The following is a 15,501-nucleotide window of genomic DNA, read 5'->3' as shown; positions in this document are numbered from 1 at the left end:
CGGGGCGGACGCTCAGCTGGTCCGTCCCTTGGCGTCGAACCGCTTCATCCGGTCCAGGACCGACTCCGACGTCGGATCGGCCATGTCGTCCACGATCCGGCCGTCCGCCAGGAACACCACGCGGTCCGCGTACGCGGCGGCGACGGGGTCGTGCGTGACCATGACGACGGTCTGGCCCAGCTCGCGCACGGAGTTGCGCAGGAAGCCCAGGACCTCGGCGCCGGACCGCGAGTCCAGGTTTCCGGTCGGCTCGTCACCGAAGATGATCTCGGGCTTGGAGGCGAGGGCGCGGGCCACGGCGACGCGCTGCTGCTGGCCGCCGGAGAGCTGCGCGGGCCGGTGCCCGAGCCGCCCGGAGAGGCCCACCATCTGGATCACGTTCTCCAGCCACTGCTTGTCGGCCTTGCGGCCCGCGATGTCCATGGGGAGCGTGATGTTCTCCAGGGCGGTCAGCGTCGGCAGCAGGTTGAACGCCTGGAAGATGAAGCCGATCTTGTCGCGGCGGAGCTTCGTGAGCTGCTTGTCCTTGAGGGAGCCCAGCTCGGTGTCGCCGATCCGCACGGAGCCGGAGGAGAACGTGTCGAGGCCCGCGACGCAGTGCATCAGCGTCGACTTGCCGGAGCCCGAAGGGCCCATGATCGCGGTGAACTCGGCCTGCCGGAAGTCGACGGAGACCTGGTCGAGCGCGACCACCCGGGTCTCGCCCTGTCCGTAGATCTTGGACAGATCCGTGGCGCGGGCGGCGGCCGTCGTGGTGGCGCGGCCCGCGAGCGGGGTGGTGGTCACGGGAGGTGCTCCTGTCGGTCTGAGGTGCTGCTTTCGGGGACCCTTCCATCGTCGGGGCGGATCGGGCGCGGGCCGTCAGCCGCAGCTCTCGTTCCGAGGGGCGACTTCGGAGGGACCGGGGGAGGGCGAGTCATACCTGGGGATGACCCGGACCCCTGAGAAGCGCTGGTCCGGCGCGGGGTCGTCCGGGGAGGTGAAATTCCGTCATTCCCCGGGAACCCGTCCCCGTGGGTGGCAGGGCTCCCGGCAGGTGCTGATGGGGTCGTCCGTGTGCTGATGCACCCTCAGACGTCAATAAAATAAGACAACGTGGGGACGGACCTCCGCTGATCGGGGGACGCCGGCGGATAGGCTCGGAGCCCCACAACCTGCCCGGATGGTGGAATGCAGACACGGCGAGCTTAAACCTCGCTGCCCCTAGCGGGCGTACCGGTTCAAGTCCGGTTCCGGGCACCTTCGAACTTCCTCTCCGCTCTGTGCCGCGCGCCTCCAACGCCCCTCATTTTTGAGGGTGTTGGCGCCGTCGCGGCTCCCTCTCCCACGCCCGGTGGGACCCTGCTGACGAGGGTCCACGGGGGCACGGGGGAGTGCGTCATGCGCGTCATGAAGAAGCGGGCTTCGATCCGGTACGGCGTGGTGGGCGCGGTCGCCTGCGCGGTCATCGGCCTCGCGGGGTGTGCGGGCGGCGGTGGCGGCCCGGAGGCGCCGACCGGCGGCGAGGTGGGGGACACGGGAGGCGTCGCGACGGGCGCCTCGGTGAGCGGCGCGGTGCCGAGCGACGAGGTGGCGGGGCCGGGCGACGACGGTGCGGGGGGCGGTGATCCGGGCGTTCCCTCGGTGCAGGCGCCGCCCAAGGACACGGGGCCGCACGGTGGTCCCGGCAACGGCGTCACACCGAGCGACGGCGCGACGGTGGCACCCACCCCCTGTTCTGACACCCCGGACTCGTACTCCGACGGCCCGTACTGCGTGCCGTCCGGCGGCCCCGACCCCGAGCCGGACCCTCCGGGCCCGACCACCACCCCGCCGGAGCCGTCCCCCGAGACCAGTGACAACTGACGACGGGCGGCCGCCGCCCCGAGGCATCCGTCTCGACCTCGTCAACTCGATCGTCGGAGCGGGGTCGTTCGCGGCCGGGCTCATGCTCTACGCGGGCTACATCTACACCAGCGCGTACTACGGCTACTTCCGGCTCAGCCCCTTCGCCCTCGGCTTCACCACCTTCGAGTTGGTGCTGCGCAGCCTGCGACTGGCCACCCTCCCGGTCCTCGAAGTGCTCACCTTCGTCCTGCTCGCCCCCGCCCTGCCGGGGCTGCTGGCCGCCCTCCGGCTGCCGGACCGGCACGTCGAGCGGGTGCGCGACGCGGCCGCCGCCACGGCCCGCGCGCATCTGGTGCCGGTCGCCGTGGGCGCGCTGCTCCTGCTGCTGTGGCGGTGGATCCAGCCGTACGGGTGGCTGGCGCCGCTGCTGATCGCGGCGGGCCTGCTGCTCGGGCAGGCGCCCGCTGCGCCGCGGCGTTCCGGGCGGGAGCGGGCGGTGTCGCTGCTGGCGGCGGGGCTCTTCCTGGTCTGGGTCGTCGCCCTGGTCGCGGGGCAGATGGGGCACCGGGACGCCGAGGAGGCGGCGGCGACGGTCGTGCGGCGCCCCTCCGTGGTGGTGCTCAGCGTCCATCGCCTGTCGATCGCGCCACCGGGTCCCGGCGCCCGGGACCTGGGCGCGGGTGCCTACTACCGGTACCGCTACGAGGGCCTGCGCCTCCTGGTCGAGCGGGACCAGTACTACTACCTGCTCCCCCTGGACTGGGACCGCGACCGGGACCCCGTCTACGTGGTTCAGGACGACGCGAGTGTGCGGGTGGAGTTGAGGCCGGGGGTGCGGAGCCATTGACAGGGGGGTTCGAGGGGGCGAGGATCCGGGGCAGAGCTTGGTGAACGAAAGTTCGCCAGGCGAACAGAGTGGCACCACAGGCGAACCAACGCAAAGACGCGAGAGGGATCCCGTATGCGCACCACCGTCGGCATCATCGGAGCGGGCCCTGCCGGACTCCTCCTGGCAAGGCTTCTGCACAACGCCGGCATCGAGTCCGTCGTCCTGGAGAGCCGCGACCGCGCCTACGTGGAGCAGCGCCAGCGCGCCGGAATCCTGGAGCAGGGCACCGTGGACGTGCTGCGCGCTTCCGGCGTCGGTGATCGCATGGACCGCGAGGGCCTCCCGCACGACGGCATCGAGCTGCGCTTCGACCGCCGCCGCCACCGCGTCGACTTCCCGGCCCTGACCGGCGGGAAGCAGGTCATGGTGTACGCGCAGACCGAGGTCTGCAAGGACCTCATCGCGGCGCAACTGGCCGACGGCGGGCCGCTGTTGTTCGAGGCGGAGGCGCTGGCGGTGGACGGCGCCGACAGCGAAAGCCCGAGCATCCGGTTCCGGCACGAGGGCCGCGAGCAGACCCTCGACTGCGACTACGTCGTCGGCTGCGACGGATTCTGGGGCGTCGCCCGCAAGGCCGTCCCCGAGGAGCTGACGCGGACGTACGAGCGCACCTACCCGTACGCGTGGCTCGGCATCCTCGCCGACGTGGCGCCCTCCCACGACGAGCTGATCTACAACCGCTCCGACCGCGGCTTCGCCCTCATGTCGATGCGCTCCCCGCACGTCACCCGCGCCTACCTCCAGGTCCCGGCCGGCACCGACGCCGACAGCTGGTCCGACGAGGAGATCTGGGCCGAGCTGGACCGCCGCCTGGAGGTCGACGACCCCACCTGGCGCCTGGAGCGCGGCCCCATCACGTCGAAGTCCGTCACCCCCATGCGGTCCTACGTCCACGAGCCCATGCGGCACGGCCGCCTCTTCCTCGCGGGGGACGCGGCGCACATCGTCCCGCCGACCGGCGCCAAGGGCCTCAACCTCGCCGTCGGCGACGTCGTCACCTTCGCCCGCGCCCTCGTCACGTACACGGAGAAGGGCGACGCGGCGCTGCTCGACAGCTACTCCCGGGACTGCCTGCGGCGCGTCTGGCAGGCCGAGCGGTTCTCGTACGCGATGACGACCATGCTGCACCGCGCACCCGAGGCCACGGCCTTCGACGACAAGATCCAGCTGGCCCAGCTGGACCGCGTGACCACGTCGAAGGCGGCCGAGACCGATCTGGCGGAGGCGTACACCGGTTTCGCTCTGTGAGCGGAACAACGCGGCTCCCCGGCCCGTTCCTCGTAACAGGATGGGAAAGATCCTCCTTGAGCACTAGGGTCGGATCTTTGCCAAGCCATTACTCTTGATGGCAAGGCCATACACGGTGGCCATGGAGGAGTGAAATGAGGAGCAGCAACCCGGTCTTCTCGCGACGGGGGTTCAGCCGCGACAACGGCTACGCGCAGTTCAACGCGCAGCCGCAGGCCGGGGGCCCCGCTGTCGGCACGGCGCAAGGCAATCCGTACGCCCAGGCCCCCGCCGGCAACCCGTACGCGCAGAATCCCTACGCACAGCAGGACGTCCAGTACGGGGCTCCGCAGGCGCCCGCCACGACCGGCCGCATGACGATGGACGACGTCATCATGCGGACCGCCACGACGCTCGGTCTGCTGATCGTCACGGCGGCGCTCTCCTGGGCGCTGCTGCCGATCGACGAGGCGAACCTCGGCAAGTCGTACGGCATCGCCATCGGCGCCGGCCTCGTCGCGATGATCCTGGGCTTCGTCCAGGCCTTCAAGCGCAAGGCCTCCCCGGCGATCATCCTGGCGTACGCCGCCCTGGAAGGCGTCTTCCTCGGCGTGCTCTCCAGCATCGTCGACAACTACATCGCCAGCGGTGCGGCCATGCAGGCCGTGCTCGGCACGATGGCCGTCTTCACGGCGGTCCTCGTCGCGTACAAGGCGGGCTGGATCCGCGTCAACCGTCGCTTCTACGGCTTCGTGATGGCCGCGGCGATGGGCTTCGTGCTGCTGATGGGCGTCAACCTGCTGTTCGCCGTCTTCGGCGGCGGCGACGGCCTGGGCTTCCGTAGCGGTGGCCTCGGCATCCTGTTCGGCATCATCGGCATCCTGCTCGGTGCCTGCTTCCTGGCCCTCGACTTCAAGCAGGTCGAGGACGGCATCGCCTACGGCGCGCCGAAGGAAGAGGCGTGGCTGGCCGCGTTCGGCCTGACCATGACGCTCGTCTGGATCTACATGGAGTTCCTGCGGCTCATCGCGATCCTTCAGGGCAACGACTAGGCGTAGCGACGCCGACGACGTCAAGGGCCCGCGCACCGGAAGGTGTGCGGGCCCTTTGCCGTGAGGTGAGGGGGTGAAGGGGAGCGGGGCGCTAACCGAAACGCCGTGCGGCGCGCCTCAGGTCGTACTCGTGGATGATCGCCTTCGCGTGGCCGTACGCGAGGTCGTGCTCGCCACGCAGCCAACTGACCTTCTCTTCGAAGCGAAGGAAGCAGGGGCCTTCTTCGACGGTGCGCATCCAGTCGGAGAGCTCACGACCGGTGCAGTGGGGGATTCGAGCCAGCAGATTGCGGTGGGTCTCCTCGGAGAAGACTTGGGACATCGGCGCCTCCGGAACGCTTCGATGTGGCCGGGTCTTCACCTCACCGTGCCTGAGCGCCGGGGCCTTGTAAACAGCTACAGTCGGCGCGTGCTTGATACGACGCCGTTGACCGCCGCAGTGGATCAGTTCGCCGACCGGCTCAGGGCCGCGCCGCAGAGCAGATTGCAGCGGGGGGCCGCAGCGGAGGCGCTGGCGCTGGCCAGGGAGCTCTCGGCTCGGGCCCAGAAGCTGGACGACCCCGACGGGGCCGTCCGGGAGATGCCCGACGCCGGGATGTTCGCGGCGGCGGATCAGGTGACGGTGGCCGGCCGCGACCTCTCGGTGTCGCTGAGGGACGAGGAGGATCTCGCGGCGGCGGTGGATCTGGTGGAGGCGGCCATGAAGCAGGCCGGGGTCTAGCTCAGGCCGAGGCTATGACGCGGTCGGCCAGTATGTAGACGTTGTCCTTCGCGCACTCGAACGTCAGGGCGTACGCGCCGGAGACGCCCGAGCCGCCCAGCAGCACCGGGGTCTCGCCGTCCCGCAGCGCGGAGGCCAGCTGCTCCGCCGTCTCCCGGTGGCCCGGGGTCATGCAGAGCGTCGTGCCGTCGGCGAACACGTACACGTCGAGCGTGCCGAGCGGTCCTGGCCGGACGTCCGCGAGGGCGGTCCGGGTCTGCGCCAGCTCCTCAAGGCACTGCACCGTGCGCTCGTGGTCGCCCACGACGGGCGACTGCACCGGCACGAAGTCCGGGTGCGAGGGGTGCCGACGGCGGGCCGCCGCCAGCTCGGGCGACTCCTCGACCTCGTCGACGGCGGTGCCGGCGAGCTCGTCCTCCGGCTCGAGCGCCGGATCGGCGAACGGCTCGAGTCCGACGAGGTCCGCCTGCCGCGGCAGGAACATGTCGTCGCCCAGCGCTCCGCCGGCCAGGAACGGCGGCAGCTCCGAGCTGTCGCGTGCCTCCTGGGCGGCCCAGAACGCGCGGGCCTCCGCCAGCTCGCGCTCCCGCTCCTCGGCGAGGGCGTCGGCGACGGCATTGCGTATCGCCTCCGCGTCCGGCGTGGTGCGGGCGGCGGGAACGGCGGGAAGCGCCTGATCGGCGCGGCCCCTGCTCAGCTCGTCCCGCAGCTCCGACACCTGTCGGCGCAGTCCCCTGACGTGATGCAGGGTGACGGCGCCGACGGCCGTGGCAGCGGCCGTAGCGAGCACAAGGACACTGATGGTGGCGGGCATGGCGCTCACTGACGTACTCCCGGTTTCAAGTCGACCCCCGACTTCCTACATCAGCTTGAAGCCTGGACGAACCAGCTGTCAGTGCATTACGTCACGAAACGGACAGGTCTTTTGGCGGGTGTTTAGCCCCGATATGGGGTGGGAACGGGGTTGACCTGCGAAAACGAATCTCCCCCGAGATGCACGTCACATCCTGGGGGAGATTGGATCACGAACGGATAGACCGCCGGGGTCCGGGAGGGTCAGCTCAGGCGCTCGATGACCATCGCCATGCCCTGTCCACCGCCCACACACATCGTCTCCAGACCGAACTGCTTGTCGTGGAACTGGAGCGAGTTGATCAGCGTGCCGGTGATCCGGGCGCCGGTCATGCCGAAGGGGTGGCCGACGGCGATGGCGCCACCGTTCACGTTCAGCCGGTCCTCGTCGATGCCCAGGTCGCGGTACGAGGGGATGACCTGCGCGGCGAACGCCTCGTTGATCTCGACCAGGTCGATGTCGTTCACGCCGAGACCGGCGCGCTTCAGCGCCTGCTTGCTGGCCTCGACCGGGCCGAGGCCCATGATCTCGGGGGACAGGCCGGAGACGCCGGTGGAGACGACGCGGGCGAGCGGGGTCAGGCCGAGCTCGCGGGCCTTGGTGTCCGACATGATCACGAGGGCGGCGGCGCCGTCGTTCAGCGGGCAGCAGTTGCCGGCCGTGACCAGGCCGTCGGGGCGGAAGACGGGCTTGAGGCCCGAGACGCCCTCGAGGGTGACGCCGGCGCGGGGGCCGTCGTCCTTCGACACGACGGTGCCGTCGGGGGTCGTCACCGGGGTGATCTCGCGCTCCCAGAAGCCGTTCTTGATGGCTTCCTCGGCGCGGTTCTGCGAGCGCACGCCGAAGGCGTCCATGTCCTCGCGGGTGATGCCCTTCAGGCGGGCCAGGTTCTCGGCGGTCTGGCCCATCGCGATGTACGCGTCCGGGACCAGGCCGTCCTCGCGGGGGTCGTGCCAGGTGGTGTTCTCCTGGGTCGCGACCTCGGCGGTGCGGGCCTCGGCCTCGGCGAAGAACGGGTTGTGGGTGTCGGGCAGCGAGTCGGAGTTGCCCTTCGCGAAGCGGGACACCATCTCGACGCCGGCCGAGATGAAGACGTCGCCCTCGCCGGCCTTGATGGCGTGCAGCGCCATGCGGGTCGTCTGGAGCGAGCTGGAGCAGTACCGGGTGATGGTGCAGCCCGGGAGGTGGTCCATGCCCATCTGCACCGCGACGATGCGGCCGAGGTTGTTGCCCTGCTCGCCGCCGGGGAGGCCGCAGCCGAGCATCAGGTCGTCGATGTCGCGCGGGTCGAGCTCGGGGACCTTGGCGAGGGCGGCCTGGATGATCGTTGCGGTCAGGTCGTCGGGGCGCAGGTCCTTCAGCGAGCCCTTGAAGGCGCGGCCGATGGGGGAGCGGGCGGCTGAGACGATCACTGCTTCGGGCATCACGGCTCCAAGGGTTTCGTTACGGCTGACCGTGAGGGAAGTTACCCGCACGTACAGCCCGGGTCACCGGTCCAGGGGTGTGACCCCCACCGCACTTTACTAAGCGCTTGCTCAGCGTTCCACGGGGTTGACCGGTTTTTGTTGACGCGCCCACCCGCCCTCACGTCGCGGGGCTCTGCCCCGGACCCCGCTGCTCAATCGCCGCAGGGGCTCGAATTGGCGCATTCAAGCCCCGCCGGCGATTGAGGCGCGGGGTCCGGGGCGGAGCCCCGTGGCGTAGGGACGGTCAGGCGGTGGAGGGGGAGACCGGTTCCTCCGTCGTGACCCGGCGGCGGCGGCGCCGCTTGAGGAGGGCCCACGGTCCCCGGGGACCGGTCGGCATCGCGGCGGCGACCTCCGTGCCGCCCTCCTGCGCGGCCTTCGCCGCCGCGTGGGCCACCGGCAGGAAGCCCTCCGCACGGGAGACGTCGGGGCGCTCCTCCTCCGGCCAGAGGCCGAGCGCGGCGCACAGCGTGGGGAGCACCGCCATGGCCGCCGTGGCGTAGCCCTCCACCGAGGGGTGGTAGTTGTCGGGGCCGAAGAGTTCGCGGGGGTTCGCCGCGAACTCGGGGCCGAGGAGGTCGCCCAGCGACACCGTCCGCCCGCCCTGCTCGACCGTCCCGATGGTCTGTGCCGCCGCGAGCTGCCGCGACGCACGCCGGGCCAGCCAGCGCAGCGGCTGCTGCACCGGCTCGACCGAGCCCAGATCGGGGCACGTGCCGACCACCACCTCCGCGCCCGCCGTGCGCAGTCGGCGGACGGCCGCGGACAGGTGACGTACGGACTTCGTGGCCGGCATCCGGTGCGTGACGTCGTTCGCGCCGATCATGATCACGCAGACGTCGGGCTGCCACTGGGGATCGGCGAGCCCCAGCGGCACCTGCCGGTCCAGGTCGTCCGAGCGTGCCCCCGGCAGCGCCACATTGCGCAGCTCCACCGTCCGCTCCGCCACCGCCGCGAGCCCGGACGCCAGCAGCGCGCCCGGCGTCTGTCCCGCCCGGTGCACGCCCTGCCCGGCGGCCGTCGAGTCGCCGAGCATCAGGAAGCGCAGCGGTTCCCCGTCCCGCGGCCCGTACATCCGGCGCCCGTACACACCGTCCGCCGTCGGCACCCGCACCGGGTCGGGCCCGTGGTTGCCGACCTGACGGCGGGCCATCTGCACCTCCGCGAGCAGCACGCCCACGGTCGCCGCGCCGAGCAGCCCGATCCCGCCGCCGCCGTACGCCGCGCCCGCTGCGATCCGCCGTGCCACCCTCGCCCTGCTCGACATGTTCCGCGGCCACCTGCCTCTGCGACTCATTTACGGCTACATGAACTCCTTGCCCCGTTATCCCTGTCGGCCAATCGCAACGCCGGATGAAGGGACAAGGTCGGCGGTGTGCGCCTTACCCTGGCGACACCATTACGGAGGAGAACCCGGAGACCACGGTGCGCATCCACGATTCGATGATCGACCTCGTCGGCAACACCCCGCTGGTGAGGCTCAACCAAGTGACCAAGGGGCTGCGGGCGACCGTCCTGGCCAAGGTCGAGTACTTCAACCCCGGCGGCAGCGTGAAGGACCGCATCGCGCTGCGCATGATCGAGGCGGCCGAGAAGAGCGGTGAGCTGAAGCCCGGCGGCACCATCGTCGAGCCCACCAGCGGCAACACCGGCGTCGGCCTCGCCATGGTGGCCCAGCAGAAGGGCTACAAGTGCATCTTCGTCTGCCCGGACAAGGTCTCCACGGACAAGATCAATGTGCTGCGGGCGTACGGCGCCGAGGTGGTGGTCTGCCCGACGGCGGTGGATCCCGAGCACCCGGACTCGTACTACAACGTCTCGGACCGCCTCGTCCGTGAGACGCCCGGCGCCTGGAAGCCGGACCAGTACAGCAACCCGCACAACCCCGAGTCGCACTACCACTCGACCGGCCCCGAGCTGTGGGAGCAGACCGACGGGCGGATCACCCACTTCGTCGCGGGCGTCGGCACCGGCGGCACCATCTCGGGCACAGGGCGCTATCTGAAGGACGCGAGCGACGGGCGGGTCAAGGTCATCGGCGCCGACCCGGAGGGCTCGGTGTACTCGGGCGGCTCGGGGCGGCCGTATCTCGTCGAGGGTGTCGGCGAGGACTTCTGGCCGAGCGCCTACGACCGGGAGATCGCGGACGAGATCGTCGCGGTCTCCGACAAGGACTCGTTCCAGATGACGCGGCGTCTCGCCAAGGAGGAGGGGCTGCTCGTCGGCGGCTCCTGCGGCATGGCGGTGATGGCGGCGCTGCGCGTCGCGGAGCGGCTCGGCCCCGACGACATCGTGGTCGTGCTGCTGCCGGACAGCGGCCGCGGCTACCTGTCGAAGATCTTCAACGACGACTGGATGGCGGACTACGGCTTCCTGGAGGACGCCGGTCCGAGCGCGCGCGTCGGCGACGTGCTCAAGGACAAGGAGGGCGGCGCGCTGCCCTCGCTGGTCCACATGCACCCGGAGGAGACGGTCGGCGAGGCCATCGACGTACTGCGCGAGTACGGGGTGTCGCAGATGCCGATCGTGAAGCCGGGTGCGGGGCACCCGGACGTGATGGCCGCCGAGGTCATCGGGTCGGTGGTGGAGCGTGAGCTGCTCGACGCGCTGTTCACCCAACGGGCTTCCCTGAACGACCCGTTGGAGAAGCACATGTCGGCGCCGCTGCCGCAGGTCGGCTCCGGCGAGCCGGTCGCGGACCTGATGAACGTGCTGGGTGCGGCCGACGCGGCGATCGTGCTGGTCGACGGGCGGCCGACGGGTGTGGTGAGCCGTCAGGACCTGCTGTCGTTCCTCGCGAGGACCGGCACGAAGTAGCGGATCCGCCGGTTCGCGAAAACGGTACGAGCGCGACACGTGCGCGCAGCACCGGCTTAACACGGGTCCGGCACATTGGTGGATGTCGGAAGGGGGCGGGAGCGGCTCCCCGCCTCACCCGGCAGCGAGCGGCGTCAGGAACTCCGGAGCGGCTCCCGGACCTCCAAGGACGCCCAGGGCGCGCCACCGGCCTGACCCGGAGCACGCCCCTCGCGGGGACCGCCGTCGTCCCGCCCCCCGTTCACGGGGGTGCGGCGGTCCCCGCGCAACTCGCCTCTCCCGTACGAGGGTTACTCCACGAAGAGGCCGCGCTCCGCGGCCCGTACGTCGAACTCCTCGAGGCGCGCCTGCGCCTGCGGCAGCCCGTCGCACATCGCCTCGAGCAGCACCCGCCCGAGCAGCATCGGCGCGCACGCCGTGTCGAAGGCGAGGCCCGTGCCGACCGCGGCGGGCAGCAGCAGATCGGAGTGGCGGGCGACCGGCGCGAACGCGGAGTCGGCGACCGTGACGACCGTCAGGCCCGCCTCCTTCGCGTACGCGAGGGTGTCGACGACCTCGCGCGGGTGGCGGGGGAGCGCGAAGCACAGCAGGGTCGTGGCGCCCGCGCGGACGGCCGCGTCGATGCGGTCGGCGAGCATGCTGCCGCCCTCGTCGAGCAGGCGCATGTCGGGGTGGACCTTCGCCGCGAAGTACGCGAAGCCGAACGCCTGGGAGGCGGCGGCGCGCAGCCCGAGCACGGGCAGCGTCGGGGACGCGGCGAGTAGCCGGCCCGCCCGCTCGACCGGCTCCGGGTCGGCCAGCAGCTCGGCGAGGTGCCGCAGATTGGCGATCTCGGCCTGCACGGCCTGCTGGTACTCGTTCGCCTTCGACGAGCCCGCCGGTTCGGCGGGGGCCGTCTCGCGCAGGTGCTTGCGCAGCGCCGGGTAGCCGTCGAAGCCGAGCGCGACGGCGAACCGGGTCACGGACGGCTGGCTCACCCCGGCGAGCTCGGCCAGCTCCACGGACGACAGGAACGGCACGTCGCCCGCGCGCCGCACCATGCAGTGCGCGATGCGCCGCTGGGTCGGGGTGAGGCGGTGCCCCTCGAAGAGAGTCTGGAGGCGGGCGGCGGGGCTGTGCGTCGCCGTGCCGCCCGATGTGCTGTCCGTGCGCTCGCTCATGTCTCCTGCCGGTCCATTCAGCGGTCCAGAATCGTGCATGATTCTATTCAGTGCGGCCCGGTGGAGCCAGGGCCCTGCGGCCCGACGAATCGTGTCAGCAGTCGGGCCGCCCGCTCCACGTCCTCCGTCAGCGGCCGGTCCGCGATCTCCGCCGACAGCTCCTCCGACGCCAGCTCGAAGGCCCGGCCCACCGGAAGATCCGCGTCGGGGCGCAGGTCGCGCAGCCGCAGCGCCCGCACCGCCGCGACCAGTTCGCAGCCCACCACCTGGCGGAACGCCGCGCACACCCGCAGGGTCTGACGGGCCGCCAGGGAAGCGAAGCTGGCCTGCTCCTCGACGCCGCGCGAGAGCACCGCGTGGCCGAGCGAGGCGGGCGCCGAGAAGGCGCGCAGGTCGGCGAGGGCGCCGCCGGCGGCGTACTCCAGGATCATCACGCCGGACGAGGCCGGTTCGCCGTCCGCGAGGAACGGGCGCAGGCGGGTGAACGCCGGCTCGTTGAGGGTGGAGAGCCGGGACGTCGAGAGGCGGGCGACCTGGCTGATCGCGAGCCGGAAGTGGTCGAGCGCGAGGGCGAGCTGGGCCAGGTAGAAGCCGCCGTGGTGGTAGGCCGCCATGTCCGTGTACGAGATCAGCGGGTTCTCCGCCGCCGCGTTGATCTCCACCGTGAGGACGTCCTCCAGGGCGTCCGCCGCGTCCTGCGCGGGCCCGTGGATCTGCGGCACGCAGCGGAAGCCGTACGGGTCCTGGATCCGGCCGAGCGGGGGCGTCGGGCGGTCGTCGGCGCCGAGGATCTCCCGCATCCGGGCCGCCACGTCGAAGCTGCCCTTGTGGCGCCGCGACTCGTGCACCGGCAGCGCGTACGCCTCGTAGGAGCCGTCGACGGCGAGCAGGCTCAGGGCGGCCACGAGGTGCGTCGCCGCGAGCAGATCGCGCAGCTCGTGCAGGGCGAGGGCGGCCTGGCCGAGGGTGAGGGCGTTGGAGGAGATCAGGGCGAGGGCGTCGTTGTTGTCCAGCGGCTGCGGCTTGGGCGGGGTGCCCGTGCCGCGCCACGGGTGCTCGCCGGCCAGGGCGAGGCCCATCTGGGACAGCGGGGCGATGTCTCCGGTGCCGACCGAGCCGTGCTCGTTGACCGCCGGGTACGCGCCCGCCTCCAGGGCCTCGCACAGGGCCGTGACGACCGTGGGGCGCAGGCCCGCGCCGCCGGCCAGCAGCTGGTTCGCCCGGACCGCGAGCATCGCGCGCACCTCGCGCTCCGGCAGTTCGTCGCCGATCGCGCCCGCGTGGCTGCGCAGCAGGCGCAGGCCGTGGTCGGCTGCGGCGTCCGTGGGGACGTCCTCGCTGCGGTTGGCGCCGACGCCGGTGGAGCGGCCGTAGACCCTGCCCCACGCGGCGATCTCCCGCGCCGCGTTCCAGGAGTCCTCCACGCGCCGCATGGCGTCGGTGCCGGCGACCGGGCGGGCGGTTCCGTGGGCGAGGCGGACGACGTCGGCCACGGGGAGGCCGTGACCGTCGAGCACGACGACCGGGGGGACCGACGGGTCCTGCTGGGACATCACGGACTGTTCCTCCTCGAAGGGTGATCAACGGTCGCCGACGCCCCCAAAAGGGGCTCCCCGTGTCTCACAGTGCGGTCCCGACAAGGGGATTTACCGAGGATTCACGCGGAGGCATTGACAAGTTATTCACGTACCGAGAACTCTGCATGACGGTATGCAGGCCGGGCAAGAGGACTCCAGAGGCGCTCCATGATCCAGTTCGAAGCGGTCCACAAGCGGTTCCCGAACGGCACGACGGCGGTGCACGATCTCTCGCTCGACATGCCGGAAGGGGGCGTGACCGTCTTCGTCGGGTCGTCGGGCTGCGGCAAGACGACCAGCCTCCGGATGATCAATCGTATGGTCGAGCCCACCTCCGGCACGATCCGGGTCGGCGGGCGCGACGTCCTCGCGCAGGACGCCGCCGAGCTGCGGCGCTCCATCGGCTACGTGATCCAGCAGGCGGGGCTCTTCCCGCACCGCACGGTCCTCGACAACGTCGCCACGGTGCCGCTGCTGCTGGGCTGGGGGCGCAAGAAGGCGCGGGCCGCGGCCGGTGAACTGCTCGAACGGGTCGGGCTCTCGGCCGAGATGGGCAAGCGGTACCCGCACCAGCTGTCCGGCGGGCAGCAGCAGCGGGTGGGCGTCGCGCGGGCGCTCGCGGCGGATCCGCCGGTGCTGCTGATGGACGAGCCGTTCGGGGCGGTCGACCCCGTCGTGCGGACGCAGCTCCAGGACGAACTGCTGCGGCTCCAGACCGAGTTGAGCAAGACCATCGTGTTCGTCACGCACGACATCGACGAGGCGGTGCGGCTCGGGGACCGGATCGCGGTGTTCCGGGAGGGCGGGCACCTCGTGCAGTGCGCTCCGCCGGAGGAGCTGCTGGCGCGGCCGGCCGACGAGTTCGTGGCGGACTTCCTGGGGGCCGAGCGGGGGCTGAAGCTGTTGTCGCTGACAACGTTGGCCGATGTGCCGCAGGGCTCCGCGCCGGACGGCGGCCCCTGGGAGCTGGTCCTCGACGGGGCGCGGCGGCCGGTGGCGTGGCGCGAGCGGGACGGTTCGGCGGAGTCCCCCGTGCGGGCGCTCCGCGACGGGGACTCGCTGTTGTCGGCGCTGAACGAGTCCGTGGCGTCGCCCGTGGGTCTGGTCGTCCGGGTGGACGCGGACGGGGTGTTCACGGGGGTGTCGTCGCGGGACGACGTCCACGCGCGGTCGGGCCAGGCGCACCTTTCCGCCCAGTCGGGCGTGACGTCCCGGGGCTCCGGCCCGACCCCCGCCGGGCTTGAAGTGGGCGGCACCGCATGAACGTCGACTGGAATTGGATCGGGGAACATCAATCCGATCTCGTCACCCTCACCCTCTCCCACCTCCAAGCCGCCCTCAGCGCCGTGCTGTTCGGGTTGCTGATATCCCTGCCGCTCGCCGTCGTCGCACATCGGGTGCGGGCGCTGCGCGGGTTTCTGCTCGGGATGTCGAACGTGCTGTTCACCATTCCGTCCATCGCCGTGTTCGTGCTGCTGCTGCCCGTCTCCGGGCTCACCCGCACCACCACCGTCATCGGCCTGACGATCTACACGCTCGTCGTCCTGCTGCGGAACACCGTCGAGGGGCTCGACTCCGTGCCCGCGAAGACGAAGGAGGCCGCGAAGGCGATGGGGACGCGGCCGATGCGGACGCTGCTCACCGTGGAGCTGCCGCTCGCGCTGCCCGTGATCATGGCGGGCGTGCGGATCGCCACCGTGATGGCCATCTCGCTCGTGTCCGTGGCGACGTACATCGGCGACGGCGGGCTCGGCCAGCTGTTCACGGACGGGTTCCAGCGGAACTTCCCGACCCCGGTGATCGTCGGCGTCGTGCTGACCCTGCTGCTCGCGCTCGTCGCGGACGCGCTGCTCGTCGGCGTGCAGCGGCTGCTCACCCCGTGGACCCGCAATCGGACCCGGAGGGCCTGAGG

At 71.4% G+C, this 15,501-nt stretch carries 15 protein-coding genes and 1 tRNA gene; 9 read left to right on the top strand and 7 right to left on the bottom strand.

Features of this window, described 5'->3' with window-relative positions:
• Positions 1 to 12: 12 nt before the first annotated feature.
• On the bottom strand, positions 13 to 786 hold the full coding sequence (locus ACTWJ8_RS17420; protein WP_356384380.1) for an ABC transporter ATP-binding protein: 774 nt from the start codon (positions 784 to 786) through the stop codon (positions 13 to 15).
• Between the two features lie 370 nt (positions 787 to 1,156).
• On the opposite strand from ACTWJ8_RS17420, the gene ACTWJ8_RS17415 reads away from it, so the two are divergent.
• The 5 genes from ACTWJ8_RS17415 to ACTWJ8_RS17395 all read left to right on the top strand — a co-directional run bounded on the left by ACTWJ8_RS17415 (position 1,157) and on the right by ACTWJ8_RS17395 (position 4,995).
• Positions 1,157 to 1,239, top strand: a tRNA-Leu gene (locus ACTWJ8_RS17415).
• Between the two features lie 141 nt (positions 1,240 to 1,380).
• A complete protein-coding gene (locus ACTWJ8_RS17410; RefSeq protein ID WP_443264401.1) occupies positions 1,381 to 1,845 on the top strand; it encodes a hypothetical protein in 465 nt (154 codons plus the stop codon).
• On the top strand, positions 1,835 to 2,674 hold the full coding sequence (locus ACTWJ8_RS17405) for a hypothetical protein (protein ID WP_356384386.1): 840 nt from the start codon (positions 1,835 to 1,837) through the stop codon (positions 2,672 to 2,674). Before ACTWJ8_RS17410 ends, ACTWJ8_RS17405 begins: the two co-directional genes overlap by 11 nt.
• Positions 2,675 to 2,788: 114 nt before the next feature.
• Positions 2,789 to 3,964, top strand: a complete 1,176-nt coding sequence (locus tag ACTWJ8_RS17400; RefSeq protein ID WP_443264399.1) for a 4-hydroxybenzoate 3-monooxygenase — start codon at positions 2,789 to 2,791, stop codon at positions 3,962 to 3,964.
• Positions 3,965 to 4,098: 134 nt separating this feature from the next.
• Positions 4,099 to 4,995, top strand: coding sequence for a Bax inhibitor-1/YccA family protein (locus ACTWJ8_RS17395; RefSeq protein WP_356384392.1), 897 nt, complete (start codon positions 4,099 to 4,101; stop codon positions 4,993 to 4,995).
• 91 nt (positions 4,996 to 5,086) lie between these two features.
• Here ACTWJ8_RS17395 and ACTWJ8_RS17390 read toward each other — a convergent pair whose 3' ends face one another.
• Complete coding sequence (locus ACTWJ8_RS17390; RefSeq protein WP_356384395.1) at positions 5,087 to 5,317, bottom strand: DUF4287 domain-containing protein; 231 nt, start codon at positions 5,315 to 5,317, stop codon at positions 5,087 to 5,089.
• 87 nt (positions 5,318 to 5,404) lie between these two features.
• Here ACTWJ8_RS17390 and ACTWJ8_RS17385 point away from each other — a divergent pair, with 87 nt between their 5' ends.
• Positions 5,405 to 5,716, top strand: a complete 312-nt coding sequence (locus ACTWJ8_RS17385; protein WP_356384397.1) for a hypothetical protein — start codon at positions 5,405 to 5,407, stop codon at positions 5,714 to 5,716.
• Position 5,717: 1 nt separating this feature from the next.
• On the opposite strand, the gene ACTWJ8_RS17380 is transcribed toward ACTWJ8_RS17385, so the two are convergent.
• The 3 genes from ACTWJ8_RS17380 to ACTWJ8_RS17370 form a co-directional block, all read right to left on the bottom strand.
• The gene (locus ACTWJ8_RS17380) at positions 5,718 to 6,539 is read right to left on the bottom strand and encodes a hypothetical protein (protein ID WP_443264397.1); all 822 of its coding nucleotides are present in this window, start codon (positions 6,537 to 6,539) and stop codon (positions 5,718 to 5,720) included.
• Between the two features lie 233 nt (positions 6,540 to 6,772).
• Positions 6,773 to 7,993, bottom strand: a complete 1,221-nt coding sequence (locus tag ACTWJ8_RS17375; RefSeq protein ID WP_356384400.1) for an acetyl-CoA C-acetyltransferase — start codon at positions 7,991 to 7,993, stop codon at positions 6,773 to 6,775.
• Between the two features lie 286 nt (positions 7,994 to 8,279).
• Positions 8,280 to 9,302, bottom strand: coding sequence for an SGNH/GDSL hydrolase family protein (locus ACTWJ8_RS17370; RefSeq protein ID WP_356384403.1), 1,023 nt, complete (start codon positions 9,300 to 9,302; stop codon positions 8,280 to 8,282).
• A gap of 158 nt (positions 9,303 to 9,460) precedes the next feature.
• Between ACTWJ8_RS17370 and ACTWJ8_RS17365 the strand changes: the two genes are divergently transcribed.
• Entirely contained in the window at positions 9,461 to 10,852 is a 1,392-nt protein-coding gene (locus tag ACTWJ8_RS17365; RefSeq protein WP_356384406.1) for a cystathionine beta-synthase, read from the top strand.
• Between the two features lie 290 nt (positions 10,853 to 11,142).
• On the opposite strand, the gene ACTWJ8_RS17360 is transcribed toward ACTWJ8_RS17365, so the two are convergent.
• Entirely contained in the window at positions 11,143 to 12,012 is an 870-nt protein-coding gene (locus ACTWJ8_RS17360) for a MurR/RpiR family transcriptional regulator (RefSeq protein ID WP_443264395.1), read from the bottom strand.
• A 47-nt stretch (positions 12,013 to 12,059) separates the two neighbouring features.
• Entirely contained in the window at positions 12,060 to 13,565 is a 1,506-nt protein-coding gene (locus tag ACTWJ8_RS17355) for an aromatic amino acid ammonia-lyase (protein ID WP_356384411.1), read from the bottom strand.
• A 192-nt stretch (positions 13,566 to 13,757) separates the two neighbouring features.
• Here ACTWJ8_RS17355 and ACTWJ8_RS17350 point away from each other — a divergent pair, with 192 nt between their 5' ends.
• The gene (locus tag ACTWJ8_RS17350) at positions 13,758 to 14,852 is read left to right on the top strand and encodes an ABC transporter ATP-binding protein (protein WP_443264394.1); all 1,095 of its coding nucleotides are present in this window, start codon (positions 13,758 to 13,760) and stop codon (positions 14,850 to 14,852) included.
• Positions 14,849 to 15,499, top strand: a complete 651-nt coding sequence (locus ACTWJ8_RS17345; protein ID WP_356384417.1) for an ABC transporter permease — start codon at positions 14,849 to 14,851, stop codon at positions 15,497 to 15,499. Before ACTWJ8_RS17350 ends, ACTWJ8_RS17345 begins: the two co-directional genes overlap by 4 nt.
• The last annotated feature ends 2 nt before the right edge of the window (positions 15,500 to 15,501 follow it).

This window comes from Streptomyces sp. SDT5-1 (assembly GCF_052245995.1).
GTDB lineage: Bacteria > Actinomycetota > Actinomycetes > Streptomycetales > Streptomycetaceae > Streptomyces.
This window is presented reverse-complemented; position numbering and strand designations above follow the sequence as displayed.